The organism is Micromonospora sp. ATLC20, assembly GCF_057196585.1.
Genome location: NZ_JBXUOV010000012.1, coordinates 16,295 through 31,728, shown reverse-complemented (window position 1 = coordinate 31,728; position 15,434 = coordinate 16,295). Strand labels below are relative to the sequence as shown.

General features: G+C 71.7%; 14 protein-coding genes. 7 read left to right on the top strand and 7 right to left on the bottom strand.

Going from position 1 to position 15,434, the window contains the following annotated elements:
* The first annotated feature begins 213 nt into the window (after positions 1–213).
* Positions 214–1,743: a copper resistance CopC/CopD family protein gene (locus AC2CHG_RS04990; RefSeq protein ID WP_484524236.1), complete on the top strand. Its 1,530-nt coding sequence runs from the start codon at positions 214–216 to the stop codon at positions 1,741–1,743.
* 34 nt (positions 1,744–1,777) lie between these two features.
* Here AC2CHG_RS04990 and AC2CHG_RS04985 read toward each other — a convergent pair whose 3' ends face one another.
* The 7 genes from AC2CHG_RS04985 to AC2CHG_RS04955 all read right to left on the bottom strand — a co-directional run bounded on the left by AC2CHG_RS04985 (position 1,778) and on the right by AC2CHG_RS04955 (position 6,613).
* Positions 1,778–2,701: a M56 family metallopeptidase gene (locus AC2CHG_RS04985; RefSeq protein WP_484524235.1), complete on the bottom strand. Its 924-nt coding sequence runs from the start codon at positions 2,699–2,701 to the stop codon at positions 1,778–1,780.
* Complete coding sequence (locus AC2CHG_RS04980) at positions 2,698–3,060, bottom strand: BlaI/MecI/CopY family transcriptional regulator (protein ID WP_194799891.1); 363 nt, start codon at positions 3,058–3,060, stop codon at positions 2,698–2,700. Before AC2CHG_RS04980 ends, AC2CHG_RS04985 begins: the two co-directional genes overlap by 4 nt.
* Before the next feature lie 87 nt (positions 3,061–3,147).
* A complete protein-coding gene (locus AC2CHG_RS04975) occupies positions 3,148–3,807 on the bottom strand; it encodes a DUF305 domain-containing protein (RefSeq protein WP_484524234.1) in 660 nt (219 codons plus the stop codon).
* Positions 3,808–3,883: 76 nt separating this feature from the next.
* Positions 3,884–4,297, bottom strand: a complete 414-nt coding sequence (locus AC2CHG_RS04970) for a DUF6153 family protein (protein ID WP_484524233.1) — start codon at positions 4,295–4,297, stop codon at positions 3,884–3,886.
* Positions 4,298–4,437: 140 nt separating this feature from the next.
* Positions 4,438–4,923 (bottom strand): DUF3237 domain-containing protein, encoded by a 486-nt coding sequence (locus tag AC2CHG_RS04965; protein ID WP_484524232.1) that lies wholly within the window; start codon positions 4,921–4,923, stop codon positions 4,438–4,440.
* A complete protein-coding gene (locus AC2CHG_RS04960) occupies positions 4,920–5,387 on the bottom strand; it encodes a MarR family winged helix-turn-helix transcriptional regulator (RefSeq protein WP_194799887.1) in 468 nt (155 codons plus the stop codon). Before AC2CHG_RS04960 ends, AC2CHG_RS04965 begins: the two co-directional genes overlap by 4 nt.
* Positions 5,384–6,613, bottom strand: coding sequence for a flavin-dependent oxidoreductase (locus AC2CHG_RS04955; protein ID WP_269698076.1), 1,230 nt, complete (start codon positions 6,611–6,613; stop codon positions 5,384–5,386). The genes AC2CHG_RS04960 and AC2CHG_RS04955 overlap by 4 nt, the downstream gene beginning before the upstream one ends.
* 217 nt (positions 6,614–6,830) lie before the next feature.
* On the opposite strand from AC2CHG_RS04955, the gene AC2CHG_RS04950 reads away from it, so the two are divergent.
* From AC2CHG_RS04950 to AC2CHG_RS04925, 6 genes are all read left to right on the top strand, one after another.
* Complete coding sequence (locus tag AC2CHG_RS04950; protein WP_484524231.1) at positions 6,831–7,838, top strand: ABC transporter substrate-binding protein; 1,008 nt, start codon at positions 6,831–6,833, stop codon at positions 7,836–7,838.
* A gap of 7 nt (positions 7,839–7,845) precedes the next feature.
* Positions 7,846–8,616 (top strand): ABC transporter permease, encoded by a 771-nt coding sequence (locus AC2CHG_RS04945; protein WP_281600842.1) that lies wholly within the window; start codon positions 7,846–7,848, stop codon positions 8,614–8,616.
* The gene (locus AC2CHG_RS04940; RefSeq protein ID WP_484524230.1) at positions 8,613–9,428 is read left to right on the top strand and encodes an ABC transporter permease; all 816 of its coding nucleotides are present in this window, start codon (positions 8,613–8,615) and stop codon (positions 9,426–9,428) included. Before AC2CHG_RS04945 ends, AC2CHG_RS04940 begins: the two co-directional genes overlap by 4 nt.
* Complete coding sequence (locus AC2CHG_RS04935) at positions 9,421–10,239, top strand: ABC transporter ATP-binding protein (protein WP_194799883.1); 819 nt, start codon at positions 9,421–9,423, stop codon at positions 10,237–10,239. Before AC2CHG_RS04940 ends, AC2CHG_RS04935 begins: the two co-directional genes overlap by 8 nt.
* A 57-nt stretch (positions 10,240–10,296) precedes the next feature.
* Positions 10,297–12,861 carry a bifunctional acetaldehyde-CoA/alcohol dehydrogenase gene (gene adhE / locus AC2CHG_RS04930; RefSeq protein ID WP_484524229.1) on the top strand — a complete coding sequence of 855 codons (2,565 nt, stop codon included), beginning with the start codon at positions 10,297–10,299 and terminating at the stop codon, positions 12,859–12,861.
* 165 nt (positions 12,862–13,026) lie between these two features.
* Complete coding sequence (locus AC2CHG_RS04925; RefSeq protein ID WP_484524228.1) at positions 13,027–15,429, top strand: phosphoketolase family protein; 2,403 nt, start codon at positions 13,027–13,029, stop codon at positions 15,427–15,429.
* Positions 15,430–15,434: the final 5 nt, after the last annotated feature.

Below are 15,434 nucleotides of genomic sequence, written 5' to 3'. Positions count from 1 at the left end.
GACGGGTTCCGGTCCGCATTCGGCCCGGCGAAACCGGAACCGCGCCGCTCGGCCACGACGTTGATCAGGCCGACGCTCTACTACCAGGTCCTAGTAGTTCCCCTAGGATGGCGACCGCATCAGGTCGGAGCGATGGGCGCCGGGTCCATGTCTCCCTGACGAAGGGGATCAGTGGTGCCTCTCCCGCGGCGTCATCGCTCGCCGACGCGTCGCGTGGCGCGGTGGCTGCTGCTCGTGTGGCTGGCGTGCTGTCCCGCCGTGTTCGTGGTGCTCGGGTTCGCCTCGCCCGCCGCCGCGCACTTCAAGCTGCTCAAGGTCGTACCGGCGGACGGCGCCCGCGTGGACGGCACGGTCACGGAGATCCGGCTGACGTTCAGCGCCCCCGGCACGCCCACCGCGACCGGCTTCAAGCTCTCCCGCGAGGGTGCTGCCGTTCCGGTGACCACGCACACCCCCGACGGGGGCCGTACGTGGCTGGTCCACCCCTCCGCCGCCTTGCCCGACGGGAAGTTCACGCTGCGCTGGAGCGTGGCCGCCCCGGACGCCCATCCGCTGACCGGCGATGTGACGTTCACAGTGGTCCCGGCCGACGCGCCACCGGGCGCGACCGTCGCCCCCCGGCCCACGGCTGGTTCGCACGGGCACACCGGTCACGGCGGACCGGCCGTTCCGTCGGCGTCGCCGCCGGCCCACTCCGGCGGGCACGCGGTGGGCCACACCGCCGACGCCGGCCAGGGTCCGGTGCGGTTCGTCGGCACGGCGGGGCGCTGGCTGTCCTACGGGGCGATCCTGCTGGGCGTGGGTGGTCTCGTCTTCGCGCTGACCACACTGGTGGGTACACGCAGCGACATCCGGCTGGTCCAGGTCTGGGTACGCATCGCCGGGCTGACGGTGGTGGCCGGCGTGCTGCTCGAACTGGCGGCGCTGGCGGCCGTGTTCGGCGGGGGCGGTCTCGCCTCGGCGGTCAGCACGCAGGCGCTGACCGCGCTCGGCCGTACGCCGGTCGCCGCCGGACTGGGTCTGCGGTTCGCCGGCGCGGCCGGGCTGCTCGTGGCCGGTTCCCTGGAGGCGGCGCTGATCCGGGGCCGGCACGCGGTCGGGCGGCACGCCGTGGTGACGGTCGCCGCGATCCCGACCGCCCCTCGCCCTCTTGTCGTGCCACCCACCGACGACGTGAGCGGCGACGAGGCGCAGCGGGTCCGCGCGCGAGCGGTCCGGCCGGTGCTCCTCGGCGTCACGGTGGCGCTGCTGCTCGGTTCGTTCCTGTTCGACGGGCACACCGTCACCGCCGGGCCACGGGCGGTCGTCGTGGCGGCGGACGTGGCGCACACCGTCGCCGCGGCGGTGTGGGTCGGCGGCGTTCTGCTCCTGGCGGCGCTGCTGCTAGGCCGTGCGCGCCTCGGTGTGCCGACGGGCGCCGCCGAGATGGCGGTGCGCTTCTCCGTCCCGGCCACCGCGGCGGTGACGCTCACCGGCGTCGCCGGTGCCGCGCTGACGCTGACGATCCTGGACCGGCCCGGTCACCTGGTGAGCACCGGATGGGGCCAGGTGCTCCTGGTCAAGGTCGCGCTGGTGGCGGTCGTCGCCGTCGTCGGGCTCTACAACAGCAGGCGGGTGGTGCCCCGGCTGGACCACCCGACCCCGGAGGGCATGCGTCGCCTGCGCCGCACGGTGCTGGCGGAGGCGGTGCTGATGGTCGCCGTCCTGCTGGCCACCGCGGTCCTGGTCAACACCGGCATGTAGACCCGGGCCCGCGTGACCGGGGCGGCCCCGGGGTCTACAGGCAGAACAGGATGCCGGTGACCACGCCGGCGCCCAGCGGGGCGACCAGGGCGGTCGAGGCGAGCAGGGCGCGGGCGAGCAGGTTGCGGCGGTGCGGGCGGCGTCCCTGGAGGCGCTGCAGCCGGATCGCCACGTCGGCGCCGGCCATCGACAGCGCCGACGGCGGGCGCGGCGCGCCGGCGAACGTCAGCAACGCGTCGCGTACGGCAGTCGGGCCGCATTCGCGGACGGCGGCGGCGTCGGCGCGCAGTTCGACGAGCAGGCGCACTGCTGCGGGCGCCTGGCGGGTCAGGGGCAGCCACGGTACGGCGGCGGCGAGCCCTTCCACGGCGGCCACCAGGAGATGGTGGCGCTCCCGCAGGTGTGCCCGCTCGTGGCTGAGCACCGCGGCGAGCTGGTCCGCCGGCAGGTCACCGGCGGCGCTGGCCAGGACCGTGAGCCCGCCGGACCCGCCGAGGCTGTAGGCCATCGGGGTCGGGTGCGGGATCCACAGCACCGGCGCCTCGCCGGGCTCCGGCGGGCCGCCGGCGAGCGTGAGCAGGTCGGCGTGGGCGCGGCGAGCACGGTGGGCGCGCATCGCCAGGCGGGTACTCGTCACCGTGAACCGGGCGAGCACGGCCAGCAGGAGCAGCGCTCCGGTCGCCCCGACGATTTCGTCGGCGGCGGGCGGCCGGCTGGGTTGTGCCCAGTGCCAGCAGATGCGGGCGAGGTCGTGCAGCGCCCACTGCCGGGTGCTGCCCGGCGCGAGGAGCATCACGGTGGCGAGGACGAAGGTGCCGAGCACCGCGACGATCAGGCCGAGCCAGCCGAGCAGCATCGCGACGGGGTCGGCGACGTGCCGGAAGCACAGCCGCAACGCGGCGGGGCCACACCAGGCGACCAGCGCCGCGCCGGCGACGAGGGCGAGCGCGAGGCTCACGCCCCGGACTCCCGCTCGTCGAGGACCTGCCGCAGGATGTGCAGCTCGTGGTCGGAGGCGGACCGGGCGAAGTGAAGCAGCACCAGGTCGGGGTGGGTGCTCGTCTCGACGACCCGGCGCAGTGTCCGCGCGATGATCTCCTCGCGGGTGCCGGCGGCCCGGTAGCGGTAGGCCTTGCCGTCCTTCTCGCGTACGGCCCAGCCCTTGCGGTGCAGGTTGTCCAGCACGGTGAGCACCGTCGTGTACGCCAGGACCCGGTCGGTGGTCACCGCGTCGAGGACGTCACGCACGAGCACGGGCTCGGGGGCACGCCACAGGACGTCCATCACCGCCGATTCGAGTCTGCCCAGTTCCGCCACGTGCTCTCCCTTCGTGCCGGTCAGGGTACGTCAGGTGTCGTGGCGGTGCGGCCGGTCCCGAAGCCGGGACCGGCCGCACCCGGTCGCCTACAGGCGGTCGAGGATCTTCTGCAGGGTCTGCACCTCGGCGGCCTGGTCCGAGGCGATTCTGGCGGCCAGCGCCTTGGCCTCGGGGTTGCTCCCGTCGGCCTGCTCGGTCCTGGCCATGTCGATGGCGCCCTTGTGGTGGGCGATCATCATCTCGGCGAACATCTTGTCGAACGCGGGGCCCTTCGCCGCGGCGAGGTCCCTCATCTGCTGATCGGACATCATGCCGGGCATCCCCGCGTCCATCCCCGGCATGCCGTGCCCGGGCGTGGCGCTCATGCCGGGCATGCTGTGGTCGCTGGGCAGGTCCGTGGGCTTGCCCCAGGCCGTGAGCCACCCCTTCATGGTGGCGATCTCCGGATCCTGCGCCGCCTTGATCTTCGCGGCCAGGTCCTTCAGTTCGCTGTCGCTCGCGCGCGTCGGGGCCAGGTCGGCCATCGTCACCGCCTGCTGGTGGTGCGGGATCATCATCTGGGCGAACATCACGTCCGCGTCGTTTACTGTGGCGTCCGCGGAGGCCGAAGCGCCCGCCGCGGAACTGCTGCCGGTGCCGTGCGTCATGCCGCCGGTGTCGTCAGCGCCGCCGCAGGCGGCGGTCGCGAGCAGGGCGGTCAGAGCGACGCCCGCGAGGGCGGCGCGGCGCAGGATGGTCGGTTTCATCGGTACGTGGTCCTTGTCGTGAGGTGTGCCGGAACGGAGTCGTCGGGTCCGGGCGAGACGCCGGACCGTGGTCTCCTCACGTGCGCAGGACCGTGACGGCTCGCAGGAGCAGCCCGATGGGCCGGCGGGGTGGACCCCGGTCCGGGCCAGGCCCGCGGGACCGAGGGCCGGCCGGCGTGGCGGTGCCGCGGCGGGGCCGCCACAGCAGGGACAGGGCGCCGAGGACGAGCGCGCCGCCCAGTACCGCCAGGCACACGGTGAACACGTGCGTCCCGTCGTGGCGCCCGGGCGAGCCGTCGTCTCCGTGTGCGGCGCCGGGCGCGGCGGCGATCTCGCGGGCGGCGTCGGCGGCGTGGCCGGTGCTCCCGTGTACGGCGCTCGCGTGGGTGGCGTCGGGTCCGGCCGGGTGGCCGAAGGTGTGCATGCCGAACACCCCGAACGTCACGGCGACGAACAGCGCCAGCCGCAGCAGCGGGTGAGCGCGTCCCATCCCATCCCCTCCGCACGTCCGGCCCGGCGCGTGGCGTCCACCTCGACAACCAGCGTCTACTACAGGCGCATAGTAGATGGGATATCACGGCGGCCGGGCACGGGGAGGGCGAACGCGCACAACGCGCCGCGCGGGAACGACTACGTGACGCGGTAGGCGGTGTAGCGCACCCGGTCGGCCTCACGGATCGCCGACGCGACGAAGACGCACTGCTCCAGCACGGCCAGCGCGGGCACCGACGTCTCCAGTCGTACGCCCAGCCGGAAGTAGTACTCGGCGGGGTCGACCGCGTCGCCGCGCAGCAACGCCTCAAGGACCTCCGGGCGGCCGCTGCGGACGCCGAACGTGCGGAGGTAGACGTGACCGCCGTCGGCGGTGCGCGCCGAATAGCGCGTGTCGATCTCGATCGCGCCGTCGGGGCGGACCACCTGCCAGTCGGCGCCGCCGGGAAGGATGTCGGCCTCGACGAGGCCGGTGACCCGGCCGCCGACGACAGGCACCACGCGGCGGTGGCCCGCGCGGGTCACCCCGTGGTCCTCCAGCGCGCCGAGCCGGACCTCCACCTCGAACGCGGCCTCCAGGCCGGGAACCGCCGGGTCGCGGCCGACGTGTCGGCGCGTACTCATGGGGTGTCCTTGGTCTGCGCGAGGGCGTCGCGGAGGCGTTCCAGCGCGGGCACCGCGGCGGCGAGGGCCGCGCGGTCCGCCGCCGGAAGGGTGGCCGCGGCGCGGGCGACCAGGTCTCCGCTCGCGAGGTCGAAGCGGTCGAACAGGTCGAGGGCCTTCGGGGTGGCGAGGACGTCGACGTGGCGGTGGTTGCCGGGGCGGGGGCGGCGCTCGACGAGACCGTTGCCCTCCATCGTGGTCAGCAGGTTGCTGACCGTCGAGCGGCTCAGGCGGAGTCGTTCGGCCAGCTCGCCGGGGCCGGACACGGTGCCCCGGGGCAGGGCCCGCACGATCTCGATCTGCGCGTCCGGGATCTCCGGCAGGTGCTCGGCGGCGCGGGCGGCGGCGAGCAGCGTGCGGCGCAGCGGCGAGATCACCGACGCCAGTCGCGCCGCGTCCAGCTCGGCCGGCTCCGGGCCGGTCACGGCAGGACACCGGAGAAGACAGTCGGCGTGAGGGAGGCCCGTTCGTTGAGGTCGGCGGGCAGGAAGCCGGCCGCCTTCTTGTAGCCGGTGGCGATCTCGGTGAGCTCCTCCGGCGGGATGACGTCGTGGACGTGGTCGAACCCGTCCGGCGCGCGCTCATGGGCGAGCACCATCACCTGTTCCGGGCCCTGCCGCCTGTTGCTCAGCACGAGCGCGGTGGTCGCCGGCCGCCGGTCCGCCTCGTAGGCGTCGAGCGCCGCCCGGACCGTCGGCGCGGTGGCGAGGTGGAAGGCGAGGGTACGCGCATCGAGGATCGCCTGCGACGCGCCGTTGGAACCGTTCGGGTACATCGGGTGCGCCGCGTCGCCGAGCAGCGTCGTGTTCCCGTGGGTCCAGGTGCCGATCGGGTCGCGGTCCACCATGGGGTATTCGAGGATCTCGTCGGCGGCGGCGAGCAGTTCCGGCACGTCGAGCCACGGGAAACGCCAGTTCGCGAAGAGGGCGACGACCGGCGCGGGGTCGACGGTCCGGTTCCAGTCCGCGTTGGGCCCGGCGAAACCGGGCCCGCGCCGCTCGGCGACGACGTTGATCAAACCGGCGCCGATCGGGTACGCGACGAACTTCTGTTCCGCGTCCCCCGCCATGATCATGGTTCGCCCGTCCAGGAATCCGGGTGCCCGGGCCGTGCCCCGCCACAGCGTCAGCCCGTTCCAGATCGGCGGCCCCTCGCCGGGATGGTGTTGCCCGCGCAACGCGGAGTGGATGCCGTCCGCTCCGACGATCAGGTCGCCCGCGACGCTCACCTCCCCCGCCCCCGTCTCGAAGTGCGCGACGCCGTCGCGGACGCCGACGAGCCGGTGCCCGGTGCGTACCGCGTCGGGCCCCAGCCGTTCCCGCACCACGTCGAGCAGTTCCATCTGGAACCGGCCGCGGTGCACGGATAGCTGCGGCCAGCGGTATCCGGCGTCCAGTCCGCGCGGTTCGCTCCAGATCTGCTGACCGTGCCGGTTGTAGTAGGCAAGCGTGCCGGGGGCGGCCCCCAGCCTTTCCACGCGGTCGCCGAGGCCCAATTCGGTCAGCTCGCGGACGGCGTGCGGGAGCAGATTTATCCCGACGCCGAGTGGGCGCAGCACGTCGGCCCGCTCGTAGACGGTGATCTCACGGAAGCCGGCCCGGTGCAGGCTGAGAGCGGTGGTGAGGCCACCGATCCCCGCGCCCACGATCACGATCGCCAAGTCGTCGCTCCCTCCGCCACCGGACCACCAACCGCACAGTTTGGTCACAAAATCGTCACTCGTCAAGACGTATTCACATCGAGTTCCGACCACTCGTCCCGCAATGCGATTCGCCTTATCGGAATTCTTGACAATCAATCACCTCTGCATGACGCTGATCGACGCGGTCGGATGGTTCACCTCACCTCACCGGCCCCCAATCCTCCGGATGCACCAGCGCTTCGCACGGAAGGGCTCGTCCATGAAGAAGGTCACCGCCCTCGCTGTTCTCGCCGGCGTCGCGATCGCCCTGACCGGTTGCACGGACTCCGACGCCACCGATCCGTCTCCCGGAGCGAGCGGCGACCTGCGCAAGGTCCGCGTGGCCGCGTTGCCGATCAGCGAGACCGCCGCGCTGTGGGGCGGCATCAAGGCGGGCATCTTCCGGGAGCAGGGGCTCGACGTGGAGGTCGTGCCCGCGCAGGGCGGCGCACAGGCCATCCCGGCGCTACTAAACGGCGACATCGACTTCGCCATCGGTCAGCCGTTCGGCCCGTTCCGCGCCGACCTGCAGAACCTCGGTGTGGTGATCATCGGAAACTACGCGTCGTCCTACGCCGACGGTGACGACATCAACGCCGTGGTGGCGTCGGCGAAGTCGGGCATCACCCGGCCCGCCCAGCTCGCCGGGCGCACGGTGTCGGTGAACAGCCTGGGCGCCGCCGGCGACGTCACGATCATGGCGGCGGTCGAGAAGGACGGCGGCGATCCCGCGAAGGTCAAGTTCGTCGAGGTGGCCTTCCCGGACGCGCCGGCCCAGCTCGCCGCCGGCAACATCGACGCCGCCTGGGTGACCGAGCCGTTCATCACCCAGATGCGCAAGCGCGGTGACGTCCTCGTGGTCGCCCCGTACCAGGCCACCGTCCCCGGGCTCACCACCCTGACGACGATCACGTCGAGCAAGCTGAAGGACTCCGACGCCGCCCTGGTCGCGGACTTCTCGGCGGCGATGAAGAAGACGCTCACCTGGGCCAAGGATCCGGCCAACGAGAAGGACCTGCGTCAGGCCATCAAGGACAATCTCGAACTACCGGAGGCGGTGGCGGACTCCGTGCGGCTCCCGGCGTTCGGGTGGGAGCTCGACCGGGCCGGCCTGGAGCAACTGGCGACGCTCGCCCAGAAGTACCGCGTCCTCGACCGGCGACCCGACTTCGACCGCCTCATCCAGCAGCAGTAGCCGGCCGATGCGCAAGATCCTGCTGGGCGCCGCGGGCCTGCTGGGGTTCCTCGTCGTCTGGCAACTGATCCCGACCCTGGGACTGGTCGACCCGCACTACCTGCCGTACGCCACCGACGTGTTCGGGCGGTTGGCCCAGGAGGTCCGCGACCTGGCGTTCTGGCGGCGGGTCCGGCTCACCATGACCTCGTGGGCGATCGGCCTGGCGGTGGCGACGCTCGCCGCGGTCGCGCTGGGGACAGTGATCGGGATGGTGCCGTTCCTGCGCCGCGCGACGCACACGACAGTCGAGTTCCTGCGGCCGGTGCCGTCGGTCGCGCTGATCCCCCTCGCCGTGCTGATGTTCGGCCTGCAGATGCGCGCCGCGCTCGTCATCATCGTCTACGCGGCGTTCTGGCAGGTGTTCGTGCAGGTGATCTACGGCGTCGCCGACGTCGACACCGTCGCCCGGGACACCGCGCGCAGTTTCGGCCTCACCCGCGCCGAGCGTCTGCGATACCTCGTCCTGCCGACCGCGCTGCCGTACCTGATGACCGGCGTGCGTCTCGGCGCGGCGGTCGCGCTCATCCTGGCCGTCACCGCGGAGATGGTGATCGGCAACCCCGGCCTCGGGCGCATGATCGAACTCTCCCGCTCCGCCGGAGACGCGGTCGGCCTGTACGGCCTCGTCGTGGTCACCGGGATGCTCGGGCTGCTGGTGAACGTCGTGTTCCGCTTCGTCGAACGGCGCTCGCTGGCCTGGCACCAGTCGGTGCTCGCGGACGAGGCGACCCGGTGACCGGCCCCGGCGCGGGCCGGGCCCGCCCTCGCGATCTGGGCATCCGGGTCGCCGAGAACGTCCTGTTCGCGGTCGGGCTTCCCGTCCTGACCGTGGCGCTCTGGGCCGCCTGGTCCACCCGGTCGACGAACCGTTTCCTCGTCGGCCCCGGCACGCTCCTCGACGCGTTCCGGCAGACCTGGATCGGCCCGGCGTTCGTCGACGACGTCCTGCCCAGCCTGTACCGGCTCCTGATCGGACTGTTCGCGTCGATCCTGCTCGGCGTCGCCGCCGGCGTCGTCATCGGCCGGATCCGCCCGCTGCGCGAGATGCTCGAACCGCTGCTGGAGTTCTTCCGGGCGATTCCGCCACCCGTGCTGATCCCGGTCGCGATGCTGCTGCTCGGCATCACCGACACCATGAAGGTCGTCGTCATCACCTCCGGCGCGATCTGGCCGGTCCTGCTGAACACGATCGAAGGCGTCCGGGCGACCGACAGCGTGATGACGGAGACCGCGTACTCGTTCCGGATCTCCCGGTGGGACCGGCTGTGGCGGCTGACCCTCCCGGCGGCGAGCCCGCGCATCATGACCGGCGTACGGCAGGCGCTCTCGGTGGCCCTGATCCTCATGGTGATCTCGGAGATGTTCGCGTCGTCGGCAGGGCTCGGCTACCGGATCGCCTACTTCCAGCGGAACTACCTCATCGCCGAGATGTGGAGCGGGATCCTGCTGCTCGGCCTCATCGGCGTCGTCCTCGCCGTGGTCTTCGGTGTCGTCGAACGCCGCGTCCTGCGCTGGTACCACGGAATGAAGGAGGTGACCCGTGGCTGACGGGCGTCCCCTGCTGAGGGTCGAGCACCTGCGGAAGGTCTACGCCTCCGGCCGGGGTGAGGTCGAGGCGATCGGGGACATCAGCTTCACCATGAACCCCGGCGAGCTGCTGTGCGTCGTCGGTCCCTCGGGCTGCGGGAAGACCACGCTCCTGAAATGCCTCGCCGGGCTGCTCCGCCCCACCAGCGGCCTCGTCGAGATGGAGGGGGCGCCGGTGACCGGCCCGAGCCCGGCGATGGCGGTGGTCTTCCAGGAGTACGGCCGCAGCCTCTACCCGTGGCTGACGGTCCGCGGCAACGTGGAGCTTCCGCTCCGCCACAAGAAGCTCTCCCGCGCCGAACGCGCCCGGACGGTCGCCGACGCCCTCGACGCGGTCGGGCTGCCGCAGTCGGCGCGCAGCCATCCGTGGCAGCTCTCCGGCGGGATGCAGCAGCGGGTGGCGATCGCACGCGCCATCGCGTACCAGCCGGACGTGCTCATCATGGACGAGCCGTTCGCCGCCGTGGACGCGCAGACCCGCGCCGATCTGGAGGACCTCGTCCGCGAACTGCACCTGACCCGTGGCATCTCCACCGTGTTCGTGACGCACGACATCGACGAGTCGGTGTACCTGGGCCAGCGCGTGCTCGTCCTGTCGAACTCGCCGACCCGGGTGCAGGAGGACCTCGTCATCGACCTCCCCCGGGAACGCGACCAGCTCACCACCCGGGCCCTGCCCCGGTTCACCGAGCTGCGGACCCACGTCTACGAGCAGATCCAGCGGGCCAAGCGCGGGCCGGTGGTCCCGTCCTCGCGGGTCCACCGGCCGTAGTCGCATCGATCACCGCGGATCTAGGTTCGAGGTGACGGACCGGTGGAGGGCGGAAGCATGATCGGAACCCTGGTGGAGAACGGTCTCACGGCGTTGGCCCGCTACGACTCCTACGGCCAGGAACAGATCGACGAGATCGTGAAGAAGGCGTCGGTGGCCGCGCTCGGCCGGCACGCCGAACTCGCGATGCTGGCGGTCGAGGAGACCGGCCGCGGCGTGTTCGAGGACAAGGCGGTGAAGAACATCTTCGCCTGCGAGCACGTCACCAACCACATGGCCGACATCCGTACCGTCGGGGTGATCGCGCAGGACGACATCACCGGCATCACCCAGATCGCCGAGCCGGTGGGCGTGGTGGCCGCCGTGACGCCCGTGACGAACCCGACCTCGACCACCATCTTCAAGGCGCTGCTGGCCCTCAAGACCCGCAATCCGGTGATCTTCGCCTTCCACCCGGCGGCGCAGCGCTGCAGCGCGGAGGCGGCCCGCACGGTCCGCGACGCCGCCGTCGCCGCCGGGGCGCCGGAGCACTGCATCCAGTGGATCGACGAGCCGTCGGTGGCCGCGACGAACGAGCTGATGCGGCATCCCGCCGTCTCGGTGGTCCTGGCGACCGGCGGCAACGCGATGGTCCGGGCCGCCTACTCCACCGGCAAACCGGCGCTCGGTGTCGGCGCCGGCAACGTCCCCGCGTACATCGAGGCGTCGGCCGACGTGGCCCGCGCGGTGAACGACGTGGTGCTGTCGAAGGCGTTCGACAACGGCATGATCTGCGCCTCCGAGCAGGCCGTCATCATCGACGACCCGATCCGGCCGGCCGCCCTCGCCGAGTTCCGGCGACTGCACGCCCACATCGCGACACCGGAGGAGAAGTCGCTGCTGGAGAAGCTACTCTTCGGCTCCGGGAAGCTCAACCCGGACGTGGTCGGGCAGCCGGTGACCTGGATCGCCGAACACGCCGGATTCCCGGTCGCCCCGGACACCTCGATCATCCTGGTCCCGGTCGACCGGGTCGGCCCGGCCGAGCCGCTGACCCGGGAGAAGCTCTGCCCGGTGCTCGCCCTGCTGCCCGCCACCGGTCACGACCAGGCCTTCGGGTACGCCGAGCAGATGGTCGAGTTCGACGGCCTGGGTCACAGCGCCGTCATCCACACGCGGGACGCCGACCTGGCCGAGGCGTACGGCCGCCGGGTCAAGGCCGTCCGGATCATCTGGAACGCGCCGGCCTCGCAGGGCGGCATCGGCGACATTTACAACGCCTTCCTGCCGTCGCTGACGCTGGGCTGCGGAAGCTACGGCCACAACTCGGTGTCGCACAACGTCACGGCTGTCGACCTCATCAACATCAAGCGGGTGGCCCGGCGGACGAACAACCTGCAGTGGTTCAAAGTTCCGCCGAAGATCTACTTCGAGCCGAACGCGATCCGCTACCTCGCCGACATGCCCGACGTGCACCGGGTCACCGTGGTTACCGACCACACCATGACCAGACTGGGGTACGTGGACCGCGTGTTGTCCGTGCTGCACCGCCGCCGCGAGCAGGTGGCCCTGCAGATCATCGACGACGTCGAGCCGGAGCCCAGCGTGCGTACCGTCGACCGGGGCGCCGAGTCGATGCGCTCGTTCCGCCCGGACACCATCATCGCGCTCGGCGGGGGTTCGGCGATGGACGCCGCCAAGGTGATGTGGCTGCGCTACGAGCACCCCGAGGTGGTCTTCGCCGATCTGCGGGAGAAGTTCTTCGACATCCGCAAACGTGCCTTCAAGTTCCCCACCCTCGGCGCGCTGGCCCAGCTCGTCTGCATCCCGACCACCTCCGGCACCGGAGCCGAGGTCACCCCGTTCGCGGTCATCACCGACACCGCGTCGGGCAAGAAGTACCCGCTCGCCGACTACGCCCTCACGCCGAGCGTGGCGATCGTCGACCCGGTCCTGGCCGCCGACCTGCCGGCGGTGGTCACCGCGGACAGCGGCTTCGACGCGCTGACCCACGCGATCGAGTCGTACGTGTCCGTCTACGCCAACGACTTCACCGACGGGCTGGCCCTGCATGCCGTCCGGCTCATCTTCGGCAACCTCGCCCGGGCCGTCCACCAGGGCGCCGCCGATCCGGTGGCCCGCGAGAAGATGCACAACGCCGGGACGATCGCCGGCATGGCGTTCGGCAGCGCCTTCCTCGGCATCGTGCACGCCATGTCGCACACCCTGGGTGCCACCTTCCACGTCGCACACGGGCGCACCAACGCGATCCTGCTCCCGCACGTCATCAGGTACAACGGCACCGTGCCGAGCAAGCTCACCGGCTGGCCCCGGTACGAGACCTACCGGGCGCCGCAACGCTTCGCCGACATCGCCCGTACCCTCGGGCTCCCCGCGGCGACCGACGCCGAAGCGGTCGAAGCTCTGGCCACGGCGATCGAGCGCCTGCGCGACGAGGTCGGCATCGAGCCGTCGTTCGCGGCGGTCGGCGTGGACGAGCAGGCCTTCCTCGCGGCGCTGCCGCAGCAGGCGCTGAACGCGTACGAGGACCAGTGCGCGCCGGCGAACCCCCGGATGCCGATGCTCGACGACATGCAGGAACTGATGCGCGCCGCCTACTACGGACCGGCGACCGCCGGCTGATCCCGGCGGTGACCGCCGCCTCGCCCAGGAGAGGCCCGGCGGTGCGCGACGGCCGCCGGCGAGGGCCGAAGGTCCCTCGGCTTCCGGCCCGCGGCCCCCCGTGGCCGGGCGCCGCCGGGCCTAGGCTAGGTCCGGACAAGACGAGATCAGTGGAAGGGAAGCACGGTGACCGCGGTCGAATCCGAACTCCGTACGCTCGCCGAACTCGACGACACCGAACTCGCCCGTCTGGACGCGTGGTGGCGGGCGAACAACTACCTGACCATCGGTCAGATCTACCTGCAGGGCAACCCACTGCTGCGCGAGCCCCTGGCGGCCGAGCACATCAAGCCGCGCCTGCTCGGCCACTGGGGAACCAGCCCCGGCCTGTCGCTGATCTACGCGCACGTCTCCCGGCTGATCCGGCGCACCGGCCAGCAGGCGATCTACCTGGCCGGTCCGGGTCACGGCGGGCCGGCACTGGTGGCCGCCGGCTACCTGGAGGGCACCTACAGCGAGATCTACCCGGACGTCAGCCAGGACGAGACCGGGATGCTGCGCCTGTTCCGGCAGTTCTCCAGCCCCGGCGGTATCCCGTCGCACGTGTCGGTGACCACCCCGGGTTCCATTCACGAGGGCGGTGAGCTGGGCTACGTCCTGGTCCACGCGTTCGGCGCGGTCATGGACAACCCGGACCTGCTGGCCATCGCGGTGGTGGGCGACGGCGAGGCCGAGACCGGGCCCCTGGAGGGTTCCTGGAAGGGCGTGTCCTTCCTCAACCCCGAGCGCGACGGCGCGGTCCTGCCGATCCTGCACCTCAACGACGCCAAGATCTCCGGGCCCACCGTGCTGGGGCGCAAGGACCCCGAGGAGGTACGCCACCTGCTGCGGGGCCACGGCTACGACGTCATCGAGGTCGAGGGCTCCGACCTGCCCGGCATGCACCACCGCTTCGCCGCCGCCCTGGCCACCGCCTGGACGAGGATCCGCGACATCCAGACCGCCGCCCGGGACGGCTCCTGGGACGGTACGCGTCCGACCTGGCCGCTGATCGTCCTGCGGTCGCCGAAGGGCTGGACCGGGCCGGACACCGTCGACGGGGTCACCGTCACCGGGACGTGGCGCTCCCACCAGGTGCCGCTGTCCGGCGTGAAGGACAATCCGGAGCACCTCGCGCTGCTGGAGCGCTGGCTCAGGTCGTACCGTCCGGAGGAACTGTTCGACTCCACCGGCGCGCCCGTGGCGCTGGTCCGGGACCAGGCCCCCGACGGCGACCTGCGGATGAGCGCCAGCCCGCACGCGAACGGCGGGCTGCTCACCCGGGACCTGGACCTGCCGGACTTCCGTTCCTACGCGATCGAGGTGTCCCAGCCGGCGCAGCAGCGGGCCGAGTCGACGCGCAAGCTGGGCGAGATGATGCGCGACATCTACGCCCGCAACGCCGACCGGTTCCGGTTGTTCTGTCCGGACGAGACGAACAGCAACCGCCTCGGCGGCGTCTTCGACGTCTCCGACCGCGCCTTCATGGAGCGGGTGACGCCGGAGGACGTGGCGATCAGCCGCGACGGCCGGGTCATGGAGGTGCTCAGCGAGCACAACTGCCACGGTTGGCTGGAGGGCTACAACCTGACCGGCCGGCACGGCATGTTCGCCACCTACGAGGCGTTCGCCATGGTCAGCGCCTCCCAGACGGTGCAGCACGGCAAGTGGCTACAGGAGGCCAAGCACCTGCCGTGGCGCGCGAAGGTGCCGAGCCTCAACGTGCTGCTGACCTCGACGGCGTGGCGCAACGACCACAACGGCTTCTCCCACCAGGGCCCGGGCCTGATCCAGGTGGTGCTCACCCAGCGCGGCGACGTCGCCCGGGTCTACCTGCCGCCGGACGCCAACACCCTGCTGTCGGTGGCCGACCACTGCTTCCGGTCGCGGTCGTACATCAACCTGATCGTCATCGACAAGCAGCCGCAGTTGCAGTACCTCTCGATGGACGAGGCGATCGGACACTGCGCGCGCGGGGCGGGGATCTGGGAGTGGGCCGGCACCGACGACGGCACCAGCGACCCCGACATCGTCCTCGCCTGCGCCGGCGACGTCGTCACCATGGAGACGGTCGCGGCGGCGCAGATCCTGCGCGACCGGCTGCCCGGTCTGAAGGTGCGCGTCGTCAACGTGGTCGACCTGATGGCCCTGGTCCGGCCCAAGGACCACCCGCACGGCATGAGCGAGACCCTGTTCACCGAGCTGTTCACCGACGACGTCGACGTGGTCTTCTCCTTCCACGGCTACCCCGGCGCGATCCACCAGCTCGTCCACGGCCGCCCGGACGCGGACCGGTTCCGCGTGCGCGGCTTCATCGAGCAGGGCACGACCACCACCCCGTTCGACATGACGGTGCGCAACAAGGCGTCGCGGTACCACCTCGTGATGGACGCCATCAACAACGCCAAGCGGCTGCCGCGCGGTGCGGCGGACCTCAAGGCGTGGTGCCGCAGTCAGCTCGACCGCCACGAGGCGTACGTGGTGGAGCACCTGGAGGACATGCCCGAGGTCCGCGACTGGGCCCTGGGCGACTGGGCCGCACGCGGCTGAGTTCG

Excerpts from the sequence above, each read along its gene's own strand:
- AC2CHG_RS04975 (WP_484524234.1), bottom strand. The coding sequence starts at position 3,807 with ATGAAACCGACCATCCTGCGCCGCGCCGCCCTCGCGGGCGTCGCTCTG.
- AC2CHG_RS04970 (WP_484524233.1), bottom strand. The coding sequence starts at position 4,297 with ATGGGACGCGCTCACCCGCTGCTGCGGCTGGCGCTGTTCGTCGCCGTG.
- AC2CHG_RS04965 (WP_484524232.1), bottom strand. The coding sequence starts at position 4,923 with ATGAGTACGCGCCGACACGTCGGCCGCGACCCGGCGGTTCCCGGCCTG.
- AC2CHG_RS04950 (WP_484524231.1), top strand. The coding sequence starts at position 6,831 with ATGCACCAGCGCTTCGCACGGAAGGGCTCGTCCATGAAGAAGGTCACC.
- AC2CHG_RS04945 (WP_281600842.1), top strand. The coding sequence starts at position 7,846 with ATGCGCAAGATCCTGCTGGGCGCCGCGGGCCTGCTGGGGTTCCTCGTC.
- adhE (WP_484524229.1), top strand. The coding sequence starts at position 10,297 with ATGATCGGAACCCTGGTGGAGAACGGTCTCACGGCGTTGGCCCGCTAC.